The organism is Xanthomonas sp. NCPPB 3959 (genome assembly GCF_056675575.1).
The window spans coordinates 97417-113277 of sequence record NZ_JBWWVR010000005.1 but is presented as its reverse complement, the minus strand read 5'-3'; the positions used below and the strand labels follow the sequence as shown (position 1 = coordinate 113277).

The 15861-nt window shown below is 64.6% G+C and carries 20 protein-coding genes; 8 read left to right on the top strand and 12 right to left on the bottom strand.

Annotation, left to right across the window (positions count from 1 at the left end; genetic code table 11):
- Window positions 1-162: 162 nt before the first annotated feature.
- The 12 genes from AC1KVG_RS07920 to sctU form a co-directional block, all read right to left on the bottom strand.
- Entirely contained in the window at window positions 163-1188 is a 1026-nt protein-coding gene (locus tag AC1KVG_RS07920; protein WP_481094112.1) for a pectate lyase, read from the bottom strand.
- A gap of 270 nt (window positions 1189-1458) precedes the next feature.
- Window positions 1459-1929, bottom strand: coding sequence for a CesT family type III secretion system chaperone (locus AC1KVG_RS07915; protein WP_115037430.1), 471 nt, complete (start codon window positions 1927-1929; stop codon window positions 1459-1461).
- A 68-nt stretch (window positions 1930-1997) separates the two neighbouring features.
- A complete protein-coding gene (locus AC1KVG_RS07910) occupies window positions 1998-2264 on the bottom strand; it encodes a hypothetical protein (RefSeq protein ID WP_102583247.1) in 267 nt (88 codons plus the stop codon).
- Between the two features lie 73 nt (window positions 2265-2337).
- The gene (hrpD6, locus tag AC1KVG_RS07905) at window positions 2338-2580 is read right to left on the bottom strand and encodes an HrpD6 family protein (RefSeq protein ID WP_104646823.1); all 243 of its coding nucleotides are present in this window, start codon (window positions 2578-2580) and stop codon (window positions 2338-2340) included.
- 22 nt (window positions 2581-2602) lie between these two features.
- On the bottom strand, window positions 2603-3538 hold the full coding sequence (gene hrpD5 / locus AC1KVG_RS07900) for an HrpD5 family protein (protein WP_481094028.1): 936 nt from the start codon (window positions 3536-3538) through the stop codon (window positions 2603-2605).
- Window positions 3535-4350, bottom strand: coding sequence for a 4-hydroxyphenylacetate catabolism regulator HpaA (locus AC1KVG_RS07895; protein ID WP_481094027.1), 816 nt, complete (start codon window positions 4348-4350; stop codon window positions 3535-3537). The genes hrpD5 and AC1KVG_RS07895 overlap by 4 nt, the downstream gene beginning before the upstream one ends.
- A complete protein-coding gene (gene sctS, locus AC1KVG_RS07890; protein WP_005994479.1) occupies window positions 4347-4607 on the bottom strand; it encodes a type III secretion system export apparatus subunit SctS in 261 nt (86 codons plus the stop codon). The genes AC1KVG_RS07895 and sctS overlap by 4 nt, the downstream gene beginning before the upstream one ends.
- Before the next feature lie 4 nt (window positions 4608-4611).
- On the bottom strand, window positions 4612-5256 hold the full coding sequence (gene sctR, locus AC1KVG_RS07885) for a type III secretion system export apparatus subunit SctR (RefSeq protein WP_006451038.1): 645 nt from the start codon (window positions 5254-5256) through the stop codon (window positions 4612-4614).
- A complete protein-coding gene (gene sctQ / locus AC1KVG_RS07880; RefSeq protein ID WP_481094111.1) occupies window positions 5243-6196 on the bottom strand; it encodes a type III secretion system cytoplasmic ring protein SctQ in 954 nt (317 codons plus the stop codon). The genes sctR and sctQ overlap by 14 nt, the downstream gene beginning before the upstream one ends.
- 93 nt (window positions 6197-6289) lie before the next feature.
- Window positions 6290-6925: a type III secretion system protein SctP gene (sctP, locus tag AC1KVG_RS07875; RefSeq protein ID WP_481094026.1), complete on the bottom strand. Its 636-nt coding sequence runs from the start codon at window positions 6923-6925 to the stop codon at window positions 6290-6292.
- Entirely contained in the window at window positions 6925-8847 is a 1923-nt protein-coding gene (locus tag AC1KVG_RS07870; RefSeq protein ID WP_481094025.1) for an FHIPEP family type III secretion protein, read from the bottom strand. The genes sctP and AC1KVG_RS07870 overlap by 1 nt, the downstream gene beginning before the upstream one ends.
- Before the next feature lie 8 nt (window positions 8848-8855).
- Entirely contained in the window at window positions 8856-9929 is a 1074-nt protein-coding gene (gene sctU / locus AC1KVG_RS07865) for a type III secretion system export apparatus subunit SctU (protein ID WP_176340740.1), read from the bottom strand.
- 212 nt (window positions 9930-10141) lie between these two features.
- Here sctU and AC1KVG_RS07860 point away from each other — a divergent pair, with 212 nt between their 5' ends.
- The 8 genes from AC1KVG_RS07860 to sctT are packed head-to-tail and all read left to right on the top strand — an operon-like array spanning window position 10142 to window position 15759.
- On the top strand, window positions 10142-10597 hold the full coding sequence (locus tag AC1KVG_RS07860) for an HrpB1 family type III secretion system apparatus protein (protein WP_104625900.1): 456 nt from the start codon (window positions 10142-10144) through the stop codon (window positions 10595-10597).
- Between the two features lie 31 nt (window positions 10598-10628).
- On the top strand, window positions 10629-11021 hold the full coding sequence (locus tag AC1KVG_RS07855; RefSeq protein WP_104625899.1) for a type III secretion protein HrpB2: 393 nt from the start codon (window positions 10629-10631) through the stop codon (window positions 11019-11021).
- A gap of 1 nt (window position 11022) precedes the next feature.
- Complete coding sequence (gene sctJ / locus AC1KVG_RS07850) at window positions 11023-11787, top strand: type III secretion system inner membrane ring lipoprotein SctJ (protein ID WP_176340742.1); 765 nt, start codon at window positions 11023-11025, stop codon at window positions 11785-11787.
- Window positions 11788-11796: 9 nt separating this feature from the next.
- Entirely contained in the window at window positions 11797-12426 is a 630-nt protein-coding gene (locus AC1KVG_RS07845) for a type III secretion protein HrpB4 (RefSeq protein WP_481094024.1), read from the top strand.
- Window positions 12411-13112 (top strand): type III secretion system stator protein SctL, encoded by a 702-nt coding sequence (gene sctL / locus AC1KVG_RS07840; protein ID WP_481094023.1) that lies wholly within the window; start codon window positions 12411-12413, stop codon window positions 13110-13112. The genes AC1KVG_RS07845 and sctL overlap by 16 nt, the downstream gene beginning before the upstream one ends.
- On the top strand, window positions 13102-14430 hold the full coding sequence (gene sctN, locus AC1KVG_RS07835) for a type III secretion system ATPase SctN (RefSeq protein ID WP_043909227.1): 1329 nt from the start codon (window positions 13102-13104) through the stop codon (window positions 14428-14430). The genes sctL and sctN overlap by 11 nt, the downstream gene beginning before the upstream one ends.
- The gene (locus AC1KVG_RS07830; protein WP_481094022.1) at window positions 14423-14932 is read left to right on the top strand and encodes a type III secretion protein HrpB7; all 510 of its coding nucleotides are present in this window, start codon (window positions 14423-14425) and stop codon (window positions 14930-14932) included. The genes sctN and AC1KVG_RS07830 overlap by 8 nt, the downstream gene beginning before the upstream one ends.
- The gene (gene sctT / locus AC1KVG_RS07825) at window positions 14929-15759 is read left to right on the top strand and encodes a type III secretion system export apparatus subunit SctT (RefSeq protein WP_481094021.1); all 831 of its coding nucleotides are present in this window, start codon (window positions 14929-14931) and stop codon (window positions 15757-15759) included. Before AC1KVG_RS07830 ends, sctT begins: the two co-directional genes overlap by 4 nt.
- Window positions 15760-15861: the final 102 nt, after the last annotated feature.

Below are 15861 nucleotides of genomic sequence, written 5' to 3'. Positions count from 1 at the left end.
GTGTCTGCTTACCGCGACGCAGTGCGTGCCGCGCAGGCGTCGCAACGATGGTGGTCGGTCTGCGGTCATCGCCTACGACGGCGGGCACTGACGCCCGGCAGATGCGGCAACCATGCATCTGCCGGGCGCGATCGACGCGCGGCGACGGTGCAGCGCGCGCGATCAGCCGCTGTAGGCCTTGTGGCCGATACGTGTCGCACCTATCGCCTGGGAAGCGTCCAGCACAATCGCCTCGTTGGGCGCATCGGTCTTCAGGTTTGCCAGCGTTACCGTCGCGCCGGGCGCGTCGGTCCGGAACACCGCTTCCTTGACCTGGTTGAACTCGCAATTCTCGACCTGAAGGTGCGAGTCGATATCGGCATGCCCACCGTTGGTGCGGAAGACCTTGCTGGCACCCTCGACGGTGTCGCCCGACATCACCACGTCGGCAGCGCCGTTGTCCTGCACAACCTTGTCTGCGGCGTTCTTGAACGTGCAATTGATGATTTCGACCTTCGGCCTGCCGCTGACCTCCGGGCTGCAACCGGCAATCCCCGCATCATGCTCACGGTTGCCCTGCCCATCGATGGTGACGGCATCCTCGCTGACATCCTCGTTGACGCAGTTGACCATCTTGCCGCTGGCCATGAAATGCACACCGTCGCCGCCGCCAGTCATGTGGACATTACAGAGACTGCCGCCGTCCTCGACGATGAACAGCGGCTGCTGGTGCTCGTCCTGATCGCCTTTGCCCAGGCAAGGGCCGCCGACGTATAGCTGGCCCTTGCCGTCGAACACCTCGCCCTTGTGCACCACGATGGGCTTGTTCTGGATGCCGGGTGGCGCGGTGACGACCTTGCCGGGAGGCAGTGGCGCTTGCGTGCCGGTCGGGCCTGGCGTGCCGTGAGCACCGTCGGTGGGCGTGGGTGTCGCCGAGTGACCCGGGTTGGTGGGCGATGCGCCGTTGCCGGTTCCCGTTCCCGTTCCGGATGTGTTGCTGCCGTTGCCACCGTTGTTGCCATTGCCATTGCCATTGCCGGCACCACTGCCGCTGCCGTGTTGCCCGCCGGGGTTGGTGGAACACGGCGGGTTCGATGGCGGCATAGACGGTGTCGGATTGGGGGTGGTCGTTGGTTGACCATCACTGGACGGCTGATCCTGTGGCTGCATCATGTCGCTGAGCAGGCGTTGCATGCAGTACGCCAGCATGCTCATGATCACCGCGGTGAGGGCTTGCTGCTCCGAAGGGGAGAATGAGGACGGCTGTAAGCTCGCAGTGGTATGTGAGGGAATGGCGAGATTCATTGGCGAGTGTCCTTGCAAGAGATGAATGGCGGACGAAATCCTGCGGTGGGGAAATAACCGCGCGGCAGCGTAGCGATGCGATACAGCGCAGCGGATGCGCAAGGCGCCGGCAGCGTGCTGCGCAGTCGTGCATGTCTGGCTAACACCATCGGCATGCAGGCAAAGCCGGGCACCTCACGCGCGTAGCCACAGATAGTTTCCCGTTGCGATTCCTTCGAACATTTCGTCGTGTGCAATGAAGATGTTGTTGTTCCAGTAACGGCCATGCTCGGCGTAATGGGCGAGCAGATCGCAGATCCAGGCGCCGTCGACGTCGTCGTCCAGCGGAACGCGCACGACCAGCACGATCACGCCGGCATCGTTCAATCCGAGTTGCGCCTGGTCCTGTGCATATACCGACAGGTTGGCTTCCAGCAGCAGCCGGAAGACCGTCAGGGTGCGTCCCGCAGGAGCAAGGCCGTAGGAGATGCGTAGGTAAAGCGCTTCTTCCTGCGCTTCCTCCTCGGACTGTGGCTCCGGCATGTGCAGATAGACCTCGAATCCGTCTATCTGGATCGTGCGGTGCTCGAGCAGCTCCTGCACATCCGGCAGGCCAAGCACATCGCACAGTTCCGCAGCCAGGGTTTCGAATCGTGCCGAAGCCATTGCCTAACCGCTGTCGGTTGCGCAGACCCGTCTGGGCGGGCCTGCGCAGGTGATGAACCATTTTTGTCTTAACGTGTCGCGTCTTTCATCGTCTCCCCGAACTTTCTGATTACATTGTTCAACGAGGCATTCAAGTTCAATGCATTCATCTCGCGGCTGACATAGTTATTGCTTTTGATGGTCGTTGAGACTGAGTCGCCTACACCGCCCATGAAGGAGTTTGCCTGGCTGGACTGACCCATGCTGCTTATTTCACTATCAAACTTGTCCTTGAACGTGTTGCTCAGAAGGTCCTTGGCTGATCCGCCTCTGTTGATGCCTTCAAGAAGTGACATGTTGATCTCCTATTTCTTTTGAGAAGCGCCGTTGGCGCGGGAAACCCTGCTTGCTTCACTAGCAGGGATTGGGTCAGGCAGCCGCCGCGATGTGCGAGACCAGCGCATGGGCGGCATTGAAGCCTTCGTGCAGTGTCGAAAGCCGGGTGCGATCTGCAGCGTCGGTTGCGGCCATCCACTGCACCTGCACCTGCTGTCTTGTGTTATCCAGCGCATCGACAATCCTTGCCAGGCGCTCGCCGCTGGCATCTTCGGATTTGACCTTGATCAAGGCACCCATGTCATGGGCGATGCTTTCAGTGATGGATTCAAACATGACCGATCCTCGTTGGATTAACTCAGTAAGTGGTGGAGGTCAAGTGCTTGGTGCCGTCCGGGGTCTCCACGTAATGCAGTCCGTCGACGAGCAACGCGGCATCGTAGTTGGCGGGCGTTTTCACGGACGGGTCCTGCTGGGCGATATCCACGTGCAGCTTGCGGATTTCCGGGCCCAGATCGCTGCGCAGATCGGCGATCCGCCGGATCGCGCGCTCTGCGTTGTCGCTGCTGCCGGCAATGGAGAAAACGCCCTGGCCGTCGTAACGCACGCTCAGGTCGCGGTCGGCCAAGGTATCGCGCAGGGTTGCCAATACCTCATCCACCACCACCACATCGACGGTGACCGCATGTTGATAGCGATGCAGTTGTGCGCGCAGGCGTGCCGCATCCGCGCTGCTTGTCACCAGGCCCTCGACCCGCACGCGCGAGCCGACCTGCTCCACGCGCGCTTCGCGCAAGCCCAGCTGTTTGAGCACGAATCGCACCTGATTGAGCTGGTTGTCCTGGCTGCGTGGGGGAGCCGCATCGGAGAGAAACGCCGGGAGCAGGGAGGGCAACAGTGCCGCGGCGGCCAGCGCTAGCATGGCGCCCACCACTGCACGCAGTGCGTTGCGCCTGGACCTGCGTGGCGAAGGCGCTGCGGGCGTCGCGGCGGGCGACAGTAGCTGCTCCAGCAGCGCAACATCGTCCGGCCAATCGGCCGCAGCCTCGCCGATGCAGAGCACCAACGGACCAAAGCGCACCGGATGCAGCGCAACAAACGCTGTCGTCGGCAACGCGTCGCTGCGATAACGCACTTGACCATCTGCATCCACCTCGATGATGAGCGAACAATCAGGCCAATCTTCGATCCGGATTTCGGCTTGGGGATCGGCGCCCAACGTATAGCTGCCTGGCTGCAAATCTAATCGTGCGCCGGCATGGATTCCCGTCAGCACGCGAAGTTGCATGGTCATGCGCGAATCTCCTGAGCGGTCCGCTCCTGATGCTCAATCAGCAGTGTGTTCAAACGTGTGATGGCGCCGGCACGATCAAGGCGTTTACGTGGTTTTTCCGCGTTGAGCAGCACCAACGGAAGCAGTAGATGGAAATTGCGCAGCGCTGGCGATGGCTCCGGTTGCGCCGCCACCAGCTCCACCAGAAGCTTCCGTAACGCCTGCAGGTTTTCCGCAGCGGTGCTCGCGGTGCCGGAGCGCAGATGCTCGCGCATCAACCTCCAGACCATGGTCGTCAACTGTGCTGCGGCAGGATGGGCAATGCCGATAGCGCGCAGTTCGACAAGCGCAACGGCAAGCGCGCGTCGCCTGACCGTCGGGTCGGCGGCGCGTGTCGTCGCGTAGCGGTCGAGAACGCCGTCGACACTCGCACGCACACTGTCGTCCAGATGCACCGGCGAAGCGCTTTGCCCTCTCCCCGCCTGCGGATCGCCGGCCTGCGCATTGCCGCCCTCGCCATGCTGATCATCCTGGCGTTGCCCCTGGCCCTGTGGCTGAGCGATTGCGATGCTGACCCGGCCGCGTAGCGCCGAGACGCGTGCCGCTTCGGCTTCTTCCAGTTCGGTGGCGTCGCGTTCGTCGTCCATGCCATCCAGCGAGCGCATGCCGCGTCGCCGCTTGCGCGGCGGAGCGGGGCGCAGACGGGGGGGATGATGTGCCGAGTCCGCCGGCGACTGCACGCCAGCTTGCGGCGCATCGGCGTGGTGGTGCGATGCGCCGGGCGCGCTCGGCAGCGACGGCGGTACAGCGCCTGGCGAAATGCGCCGGATCATGGAAAGGCCGCCTGCATCAGCGCCTGACCGAACTGCATGATCGCCGAGGCGCCCCAGGGCGCAGTGACTGCAATGGCAGCCACCACCACCACCAGCTTGAGCGCGAACGAAATCGAGGCATCCTGCAGCGACATCACTGCCTGGATGAAGGCGATCAGCAGCCCGGCCACTGCGGCCACGCCGACCACCGGCAACGACACCTTGAGGCACAGCAACAAGGCTTCGGAAGTGAATCGCACCAGATCGTCATGGTCCATGGCGTCACCGATAACTCAGGACCAGGCCGTGGATCAGCATGGACCAGCCATCCAGCGCCACGAACAACAGCAGTTTGAATGGAATGGCCACGTTGGTCGGCGTCACCTGCGAAAGGCCCATCGCCATCAACGCATTGGCCACCACCAGATCGATCACGATGAAGACCAGATACAGCAGGAATCCGATGCGGAACGCCTCGGTCAGCTCGCTCAGCGTGAATGCCGGTGCCAGCACGAGGAGGTCGTCCGGCTTGAGCGTATCGGCCTTGTCCTTGGGCCAGATCTGCTGCGCCGAGCGAATGAAAAAGGCTTTCTCGCGCTCGCGGGTGTGCTTGAGCAGGAACTGCCGAAACGGTTCGCGGCAGGCATCGAGCAATACCACCACACGGCTGTTGTCGGCACCGGGACTGTAATTCTGCGCGGCCTTGAACGCTTCCATGCCCACCGGCGCCATCACAAAGCACGACACCAGCAACGCGACGCCGTTGAGCACCATGTTCGGCGGCACCTGCTGCACGCCGATGGCATTGCGCAGCAAGCCGAGCACGACCACGATCTTGGTGTAGGAGGTGACCACCATCGCTGCGAAGGGCAGCAGCCCCAGCATGATGACCACCAGCAGCAGCGAGCCGACATCAGGCATCTGCATGCGCAGTCTCCGACATGCTGAGGATCTGCACGCCGAGATGTTCGCCCACCGCCAGCAACCTGCCGATGCCGATGGTCTGGCCGTAGACGACCAGGCGGATGTCGGCCTGATCCACCGGCACCGACAGCTCGAGGATCTGGCCGGGCTGCAAGCCCGACAGCACCGACAGAGACAGCGCAAGCTGGTCCACTTCCAGCTGTACGGGCAGTTCCAGTGCCGCCACATCGGTGGCGGACGATGAGGAGTCGGACGCGGGCATATCGTGCTGCATGGTGGGGGCGGTCTCCAGAATCATCTGTTGCAGGGTCAGGCGTACCGGAGCGCGCAACACCGCGCCTCCAGGGATGCCCCAGAGCAGCTCGCCGCTGCGCACGGGAGCCGTGGCAAGCACGTGCAGCAGGACATCGCCTGGGCGTAGCGATTCCAGCAACGCCGCCGCTGCCGTGCGCTGGCCGATACGCAGGCGCGTGGTCACCCGCAGTGCGCTCAGCCAGGCCGGCAGTGGCGATGGCTGGGCCAGCGCAGCGCTTGCCGTTTGCAGCGCGGCAAGCAGCAGCGGGCTGGCGGTTTCTGCGATTGCGTCGATGCCGCCCAGCGTGATGCCGATATCGAGGCGATCGACTGCATCCGCACAGCGCTCGAAGGTGACGACCTCGGCAGCGCCTAGTCCCAGTGGTTCCAGGGCACGCAGATCATCACTCAACAGCACACCGGCGATCGCCACACGCAGTGCGTCATCGGCTTCGTTCAACAGCAGCGCCAGGCCGTCGCGTGCCGCGATCCGCAACTCCAGGTTGCCGCTGTCGAATTGCAACTGCAGGCGCGCGGCATCCGCAGCCCGGATGCCGCGGCGTTGCGCGGTGTAGCCGCAACGCTGTGCGGCACGCGGATCGCACAGCACTCTGCCCAGCTGCGCACGCACGGCGGGCACGTGGGTCAGCGCCTGCGACAAGTCGCGTGCCGGCGACGTCAGGCTCGGCTCTGTTGACAACACGGCGTCCCTCGCTATGGCTGGTCTGCTGCAGATGCAGCGCTAGACGACCTCGATGCTGATCTGAAGCGTGTCGCTGAGCGCAGCCTTCAATGCAGTATCCAAATGTTTTCTTCCATTCAAAAGTACCTCGCGCGTCTCCGGCGAGCCGCTGTCGAAGCGAAGCGATAGCTGGTCTGGCGAAAGGCGCAAGAACAGCGTGGTCTGCGGCAGGATGTCGTGGTTGATCTCCAGCCAAGCTTCCCAGATACCTGCGCCGCGTACCGGCGTGGCGTTGCAAAACTCGGCCACCCGCAGCGCGATGTGGTTGATGGCCAGCTGCGCGCGTTGGGTGCGGATCCACTCGGTGGCGATCTGCCGACCCAGTGCGTCGCCGTCATCGCCTCGGGCGATCTGTCGACGATTGCCGTCATCCAGGCAGGGCGTTGCGCTTGGCAGCGCTGCGGGTCCGTGATCGTCGCTGGCAGCATCCACCACTTCCGGCAGCGTCGGATCGTCGTCGCCATCCTCCGGCAAGACCGTGTCCGGCAATCCGGCCAGCACGCTGCTCAGGCGTCGGCGCAGTTGCAGGAAGCTGACACGTTGCGTGGCACGCGCCGGCGCTGCCGCTGCGTGCGGCTGCAGCGGTGCGCCGGCAATCGGCAGGATGCGCACGTGGCGGACCGGTGGCTTGCGCATCAGGCCACCACTCTGCCGATCGGCTGCAGCTGCACCTCTGCGCCCAGTTCCTGGAACGAATACACCTCCAGCCAGTTCAGGCGTGCCTCGATCATGCGGCGCACATAACGCCGCACGTCCATCGAGGCGACCACTGCCAGTGGATGCCGCGCCTGATCTCCGACGATGCGTTCCACCTGCTCGACGAGCTGATTGGCCTGCTCCGGTGGCAGCGCCAGGAAATTGCCGGCCGGTGTGGCGCGAATCGACTGCCGGATCAACTGTTCCACCGCGTGGTCGAGCATCACCGCAGGTAGCTGTCCGGTGCCTGCGGTCGCGGTGTGCGCAAGATAGCGGCCGAGATCGCAGCGCACATACTCGGTCAGCATCAGCAGATCCTTTTCCTTCGGTCCCCACACCACCAGGCTCTCCAGGATGCTCTTGATGTTGCGCACCGGGATGCGTTCTTCCAGCAGCCGCCGCAACACATCGGCGATGCGCTGGGCGGGCATGGCCTTGTTGACCTCTGCAACCAGCCCGGGATAGTCCGCGCCCACCTGTTCCAGCATCCACTGCGTTTCCTGGATGCCGACGAACAGATGCGCGCGTGCATGCAGCGGCGCGATGGCTTGCTGGGCCAGCGCTTTCGGCATGTCCGCCGTATCGCTCAACGCGCTGCGGGTTTCCGGCACATCGTGGATCAACACTTCGTATTGCATGTCCTGCAGTGATTCGCTCTGCCAGATCGCAATGCCCGGAAACGGCAGGCCCAACAGCTCCACCAATTGCCGGCGCTCGCTTTCGATCGCCTGATCCAGCAGCGCCGGGTCGAGCCGCGCGGCCAGTTGCGGCGACAGCCGCATCGACAGGGGCGAGGCGAAATCCGGCGCGCTCTTGCGGATATGCGGCGCATCGCCCTTGGCGCCCTTGCGGCTGGTCGATGGCAGCGTGGGCTGATCGGTACCGCTGACATCGCGCTGCTTGCGCCAGATCGTATAGCCGCCAGCGCCCACGGCCGCCGCCAGCAACAGGAACAGCAGTGCCGGAAATCCCGGAACGAACGCAAAGCAGGCCAGCAGGACGCTGGCTGCCAGCAAGGCGCGGGCATTGCTGGTGAGCTGGCGGCCGATGTCGAGCCCGAGCGAGCTGATCTTGGCCTCGTTCTCGTTGGCCACGCGGGTGATCATGACGCCGGCCGCCACCGAGATCAGCAGCGAGGCGATCTGCGACACCATTGCATCGCCGACCGACAGGATCGCAAAGCGGTTGGCCGCCTCGCCTGCGCTCATGCCGTGGTAGGTCACGCCCACCACGATGCCGGCCAGGATGTTCACCATGGTGATCACCAGGCCGGCGATGGCGTCGCCCTTGACGAATTTCATGGCGCCATCCATGCCGCCGTGCAGTTGACTCTCGATGGCCAGCCGCGCGCGTTTGCGGCGTGCTTCGTCCGCGGTCAGGTTGCCGCCACGCAGGTCGGCATCGATGCTCATCTGCTTGCCGGGCATCGCATCCAGGGTGAAGCGCGCACCGACTTCCGCCACGCGCTCGGAGCCCTTGGCGATCACGATGAACTGCACCGTGGTGATGATCAGAAACACCACCAGGCCCACCACCAGGTTGCCGCCGACCACCAGCTCGCCGAAGCTCTCGATGATGTGGCCAGCCTCGGCATGCAGCAGGATCGATTTTGTCGATGCGATGTTCAACGACAGCCGCAGCAGTGTGGTGAACAGCAGCAACGAGGGAAACGACGACAGCGAGATCGAGTCGGGCACATACATCGTGACCATCAGCAGCACCACGCTCAAGGTGATGTTGATGCCCAGCAGCGTATCGATGAGCGGGGTGGGCAGCGGCAGGATCATCAAGCCGATGACCGCCACCACCAAGGCGGCGATCGCCACCTCACCGGTGTATGAGAAATACCGTGTCAGGCGCATGCCATCTCCTAGCAGGGCAGCGGACCGCTGCCGTCATCGTTGTCGCGGCCCAGCTCATCGACCCAGCGCAGCACCACCGCTACCGTTTCGAACAGCGATTCGGGAACCGCCTCGCCCAGTTCGACCGCATGCAGCGCACGCGCCAACGGCGGGTTCGCCACGATCGGAATGCCCTGGTTGTGCGCATAGGCACGCAGTTCCAGCGCACCGTCGTCCACGCCCTTGGCAACCACCTGCGGCAGACCGAAGCCGTCCGGTTCGTAGGCGAGCGCGACGGCGTAATGGGTCGGGTTGACGACCATTACCTTGGCCTTGGCAACACGCTCGCGCGGGTCGCCGAAGACCAGTTCCTTGGCGAATTCCTTGCGTTTTCCCTTTACTTCCGGGTCGCCTTCGCTCTCTTTGTGTTCGCGCTTCTGCTCGTCCTTGCTCATGCGCTTGTCGCGAATGAACAGCCAATGCTGCACGCTCCAATCCGCCGCGCCGACCAGCACGAACACCAGCACCGCCAGGGCGCATAGAATGCCCAGTGCGCGCCAGCCGATCTGGGCGATGTCGGCCGTTGGCTGGTAGGCGAGCCCGATGATGGTCGGCATGAGTGCACGAAGGCCATACCACAGCACCACGCCGATCACGGCCGCCTTGATGCCCAGCTTCAGAAGGTTGATGAGACTGCGTAACGAAAAGAGTTTTTTGACGCCGTTGACGGGGTTGAGCGAATCGAACTTGGGCGTGACCGGTTTGAGCGAGGCATTGAGCCCGGTCTGCACAAAGGTGCCGATCAATCCCGCGGCCAGGCAGGCCGCCACGAAGGGCAGCGTCAGCAACACGCCCTGGATGCCGATGCGACCGAGCGCACGGTGCAAGGCGGTGGCATCGCGCGTATTGGCGGTGAAATCGAAACCGATCGACATCAATGCACGCAGGTGTTCGACAAAATAGCTGCCTGCCAGTTTCAGCACCAACAGCGCGGCCAGCAGCACCGCAGCGGCAGTGACATCCGGGCTGATCGGGACTTCCCCATCCCTGCGCGCATCCTGCAGTTTCTTTTCGGTCGGCTTCTCGGTCTTTTCATCCGACATGGCGATCTCCGGCCGCTGTTGCTGCACGCCGATTCTGGGCGAGCCGTTGCCGGACGATCCGCTTCCAAGGCGAACGTGTGCATGGGTGTACGAAGCACGATGTGTTTGTTCGCGATGGTATTCCGATGTTCGCTTCTGAAAAGTCTTCGTTGGCGCCGACGCGTACGTTACGCACGCATGCTGTCCACAGCCATTGAATGACGAGGTGCGGTATGGAAAAGATTGAATGTTCCGGTTCGGTTGTGAGTGGGCTGATCAACCTGATCACGGTTGGGCTGACCCACGAAAAACTCGAAGAGGCCGCAGCGGTACTGGCCGCCGTGCGGGTGCTGCGGCCGGAGCTGAAGGCGCTGGATACCTTCGATGCCTGGATTGCGATCAAGCGCGGCAGTTATCTGGAGGGCGCGCGCCTGCTGCGTGAGCTGGAGGCCGATGCGGGCTCCAAGCCGTTGTGCAAGGCCTTGTACGCGTGTTGCCTGTTTGCGGTGGGCGACCCGTCGTGGCATGGCATTGCAGACGGTCTGATCGAAGAGAACGCCGATGCCGACGCCGTTGGCCTGGTCAAGGCGCTGTCAGGACGCTACACCCCGGCACCCGCGCCGCTGGAAGCGGCGGCCGAATCCGCCGCGCCGATGGAAGTTCCCAACGCCCAGTATCTGCGCGCCTGACCCCGACAAAACCCAGCCTGCGGAACATGTCATGACGCTCATTCCTCCTGTCGCACCGATCACTGCCAGTACCGGCCTGACCACGCCAGCGGCGTCGCCGACGGCGGCGCCGAACCAGGCGCTTGTCAATCGCTTCCAGGCGCTGATGCAGTCCTCCAGCCCGCTGCCGCCTGCCATGCAGCGTGTCGGCGAGCCGAGCATGATGAGCCGGATGGTCGACGTGCAGAACGATGGCGTGCGCAGCATGACCGAGCATATCGATGCCTTCAGCACGCAGGCGCCGACCATGGGGCTGAATGACCTGGTTGCGCAACAGATGAAGTTGATGAATGAGGTGACGATGGTCGGCTTCAACCTCAATGTCAGCGTTGGGGTAGCGGAGTCGGGCAAGAACGCCGTGCAGACACTGTTCAAGAACCAATAGCATGCGAAAGCTCAGATATCTGGTGGTGTTGCTGCTCGCACTGCTGCTGTCTGGCTGCGACCAGCAGCTCTATTCCGGGCTGACCGAGAACGACGCCAACGACATGCTGGCCGTGCTGCTGACGGCCGGTGTGGATGCAGAAAAGCTCACGCCCGACGACGGCAAGACCTGGGCGGTCAACGCGCCGCACGATCAGGTGGCGTACGCATTGAACGTGCTGCGCACGCATGGCATGCCGCGTGAGCGGCACGCCAATCTCGGCGAGATGTTCAAGAAAGACGGCCTGATCTCCACACCCACCGAAGAACGCGTGCGCTTCATCTACGGGGTGTCGCAGCAGCTGTCGCAGACCTTGTCGAATATCGATGGCGTGATTGCGGCCGATGTGCAGATCGTGCTTCCCAACAACGACCCACTATCCACCTCGGTCAAACCCTCCAGCGCTGCGGTGTTCATCAAGTTCCGCGTCGGCAGCGATCTGACCAGCCTGGTGCCCAGCATCAAGACCCTGGTGATGCACAGCGTGGAAGGACTGACCTACGAAAACGTCAGCGTCACGCTGGTGCCGGGCGGGGCGGAGAGCGATGCGCAGCTTTCTGTATCCGCGCCTCCGCGCGCATGGCCGTGGCCGTGGCTGGCCGGATGCGCATTGGCGCTGTGTGTGGCGATTGCTGCGGCAGCGCTGTATTGGTGGCCGAGCGCCGATGCACGCCGCTGGGGCGGCTGGCAGCGCCTGCGCGCGTTGTCCAGAAAACATGCTGGGTGAGGCCGGCGGATGGACAAGGCACGCATCGACAACGCAGCACTGTGGCTTCAGCGATGGACGGCGGCCGTGTGCGTGCTGGCGCAATCGCTGGATGCAGAGCGGGTGGCGCACTGGCTGGGTCCGGTCGCTGCGTTGGGTTGGGAACGGGCACCGGCGCAGCGCCGTGTGCGCGTGATCCAGGCCTGGTCGGGATGCTCGCGCATGCAGGTTTCGGCGCTGGATCCGCTGGCCAATCGGTTGGTCGTGCTCGCGCCGGATCTGCTCGCCAAGGTGTTGATGAGCCGCGCAGTGTTTTCGCGCGCACTGGCGCTGCGCCGCTGTATCGAACGCGAGCGCCTGACCTGGTTCGAGCAGTGGGTGGGGCCGGCGGTGCTTGAGCATGTGCGCCATCGCGCAGTCACCGGCATGACAGTGCCGCTGTTGCCGCGCGATGCCGAGCACGCGGCATGGATCGGCGATGGCTGGCGTCGAATGGAGGCCGATGGTGCCTGGCCAGACCCCTGCATCGCCAAGGTGCTGGCGCTGTCCTTGCCGTTGGGTGCTGCCAAGGTGGCGCCCATCGCGGCAGATGGCGCGAGCGATGCGTTTCTGCAGGCGCTGCCTACCTTGTTGCCGGAGCTGCCATGCGTCTTTGGCTGAGGTCCACACCGGAGGCAGTCGGCCTGGACTGCGAGGTCATCCCACGCGAGGCACTGGCCTGTGTGCTGGAACTGGACGCAGCGACTGCACAGGTGCACGCGCGGTGCGCGCAGACGCTGGCGGACGCCCAGACGCGGGCGCAGGCGCTGATCGACGACGCCCAACGACAGGCCGAGACGATCCTCCAGGATGCCCAGGACAAGGCCGAGCGCAGTGCACGCCTGGGCTATGCCGCCGGGCTGCGCCGTCAGCTCGACGCGTGGAACGAGCACGGCGTGCGGCATGCCTTCGCGGCCGAGGACGCCGCGCAGCGCGCCCGCGCGCGTCTGGCCGAGATCGTCGCGCACGCTTGCGAACAGGTCCTCTACGGGCACGACCCCGCTGCGCTGTACGCGCGCGCCGCACAGGCGCTGGACGGCGCCCTGGACGAGGCGAAAGCCCTGCGGGTGAGCGTGCATCCCGATGCGCTGGACGACGCACGGCGCGCCTTCGATGCGGCTGCCGCGGCCGCAGGCTGGGCCATGCCGGTGGAACTGTGCGGCGATGCGACGCTAGCCTTGGGTGCCTGCGTGTGCGAATGGGATACCGGCGTGTTCGAGACCGATCTGCGCGATCAGCTGCGCAGCCTCCAGCGGGTCATCCGCCGCGTGCTGGCCGCGCCGCAGGCGGTGCCGGATGTCTGCTGAGATGCCGGTGCTGGAGGCAACGCTCGAGCGCGAACTGGCTGCGCTGGCCTTCGGCCGTCGCTACGGCAAGGTGGTCGAGGTGATCGGCACCATGCTCAAGGTCGCCGGGGTGCAGGTCAGCCTGGGCGAGGTGTGCGAGTTGCGCCAGCGCGACGGCACGCTGTTGCAACGTGCCGAGGTGGTTGGCTTCAGCCGCCATCTCGCCTTGCTGGCGCCGTTTGGCGAGCTGGTGGGCTTGTCGCGCGAGACGCGCGTGATCGGATCTGGGCGCCCCCTGGCGGTGCCGGTCGGGGAGGCGCTGCTGGGGCGCGTACTCGATGGCCTGGGTGAGCCGGCGGACGGCCAGGGGCCGGTCGCCGGCGACGGCTGGGTGCAGATCCAGGCACAGGCGCCGGATCCGATGCGCCGGCGCCTGATCGAACAGCCGCTACCGACCGGTGTGCGCATCGTCGATGGCCTGATGACGCTGGGCGAAGGCCAGCGCATGGGCATTTTCGCCGCAGCCGGCGTGGGCAAGAGCACCTTGATGGGGATGTTCGCGCGCGGCACGCAGTGCGACGTCAACGTGATCGTGCTGATCGGCGAGCGCGGGCGCGAAGTGCGTGAATTCATCGAGATGATTCTCGGCCCAGACGGTCTGGCGCGCAGCGTGGTGGTGTGCGCCACCTCCGATCGCTCCTCGATCGAGCGCGCCAAGGCCGCCTATGTCGGCACCGCCATCGCCGAATATTTTCGCGATCAGGGCATGCGCGTTCTGCTGATGATGGACTCGCTGACACGCTTTGCCCGCGCGCAACGCGAGATCGGCCTGGCCGCCGGCGAGCCTCCCACACGGCGCGGCTTTCCACCGTCGGTGTTCGCCGAGCTGCCACGCCTGCTCGAACGTGCCGGCATGGGCGAGACGGGCTCGATCACCGCGTTTTACACCGTGCTGGCCGAAGACGACACCGGCAGCGATCCGATCGCCGAAGAAGTGCGCGGCATCCTGGATGGCCATCTGATTCTGTCGCGTGAGATCGCCGCCAAAAACCAGTACCCGGCCATCGATGTGCTGGGAAGCCTGAGCCGGGTGATGAGCCAGATCGTGTCTGCCGAGCAACGCCAGTACGCCGGCCAGCTGCGGCGCCTGCTGGCCAAGTACAACGAAGTGGAGACCTTGCTGCAGGTCGGCGAGTACCGCCAGGGCAGCGATGCGGTCGCCGACGAGGCGATCGCCAGGATCGATGCGATTCGCGACTTCCTCAGCCAGTCCACCGATCAGCTCAGCGACTATGACGCCACCCTGGAGCAGCTTGCCGGCGTGATCGACGATGCGTGAGCGTGCCGACACCTGGGCGACGTTGCAGCAACTGAAGACGCGCCGTCATGAGCGGATGCAGGAGCACCTGAGCGACTGCAAACGGGCGCTCGAGCAGTGCGACCGCGAGCGCGCCAGTTGCAGTCATGAGGCCAACGCCTGCACCACGCGCCTGGACGCGTTCGATACCACGCTGGCCGACAAGGCCGGCGCGGGTGAGCCGATCGGCATCGAGGCGATCCTGCAGCACCAGCGCTTCCGCACCGTGCTGGAAGAGCGCTGCCGCGCCGCAGAGCAGGCGCTGGTCGCAGCGACGAAGGCGTTGCAGAGCGCACGCGATGAGGCCGCAACAGTGCAACAGACAGTGAGCAAGCTGCAGGCGCAGGCGGATGTGTACGCGGAAAACGCCGCCCGCGCGCAGCGTGCCTGGCAAGCCCAGCGCGAAGCGGCCGAAGAGGAAGACGCGATCGACGCCTTGCTCGGGCTGCGCTTGCATCGTGCCGCGCGCGGAGTGGGGCAATGAACGACACCGCCACCGCACTGCTGGCGCTGTCATCCCAGGGCGTGTCGCTGCTGACCCTGCTGGCGCTGTGCGGGGTGCGCGTGTTCGTGATGTTTTTCGTGCTGCCGGCAACGGCGCAGGACAGCCTTCCCGGAATGGCGCGCAACGGTGTGGTGTATGTGCTCAGTTCGTTCATCGCCTACGGACAACCGGCCGATGCGCTGGCCAGAATCGAAGCGACCGGCCTGGTCGGGCTGGTATTCAAGGAAGCCTTCCTCGGCCTGCTGATCGGGTTTGCCGCATCCACGGTGTTCTGGGTTGCCGAGAGTGTGGGCCTGCTCATCGACGATGTGTCCGGCTACAACAACGTGCAGATGACCAACCCGCTGAGCGGTGAGCAGAGCACGCCGGTCTCCACGGTGTTGATGCAGTTGGCGATCGTGTCTTTCTACGCGCTGGGCGGCATGCTGATGCTGCTCGGTGCGCTGTTCGAATCGTTTCGCTGGTGGCCGCTGAGCCAGCTCACGCCGGACATGGGCGCGGTCGCCGAGTCCTTCGTCATCCAGCAGACCGACGGCATGATGGCCGCAATCGTCAAGCTGGCCGCGCCGTTGATGCTGGTGCTGGTGCTGGTGGATCTGGCCATCGGCTTTGTGGCGCGCGCCGCCGACAAGCTGGAACCTTCGAATCTGAGTCAACCGATCCGTGGGGTATTGGCGCTGCTGCTGTTGGCATTGCTGACCAGCGTGTTCATCGCGCAATCCGGTGACGCTCTCGGCTTCCTCCATTTCCAGCAGCAGTTGCACGATGCCGCGAACGTTGGCGGCAAGGGGGGCGCAGCGAATTGATCATTGTTGAGACATCGCCTGCCGTGCGCTGCCTACACTGAACCGCACGCGCCCTCGATGTGCTGCTCGACGCTGCAGTACGCAGCACGGCGCTGCATCCGG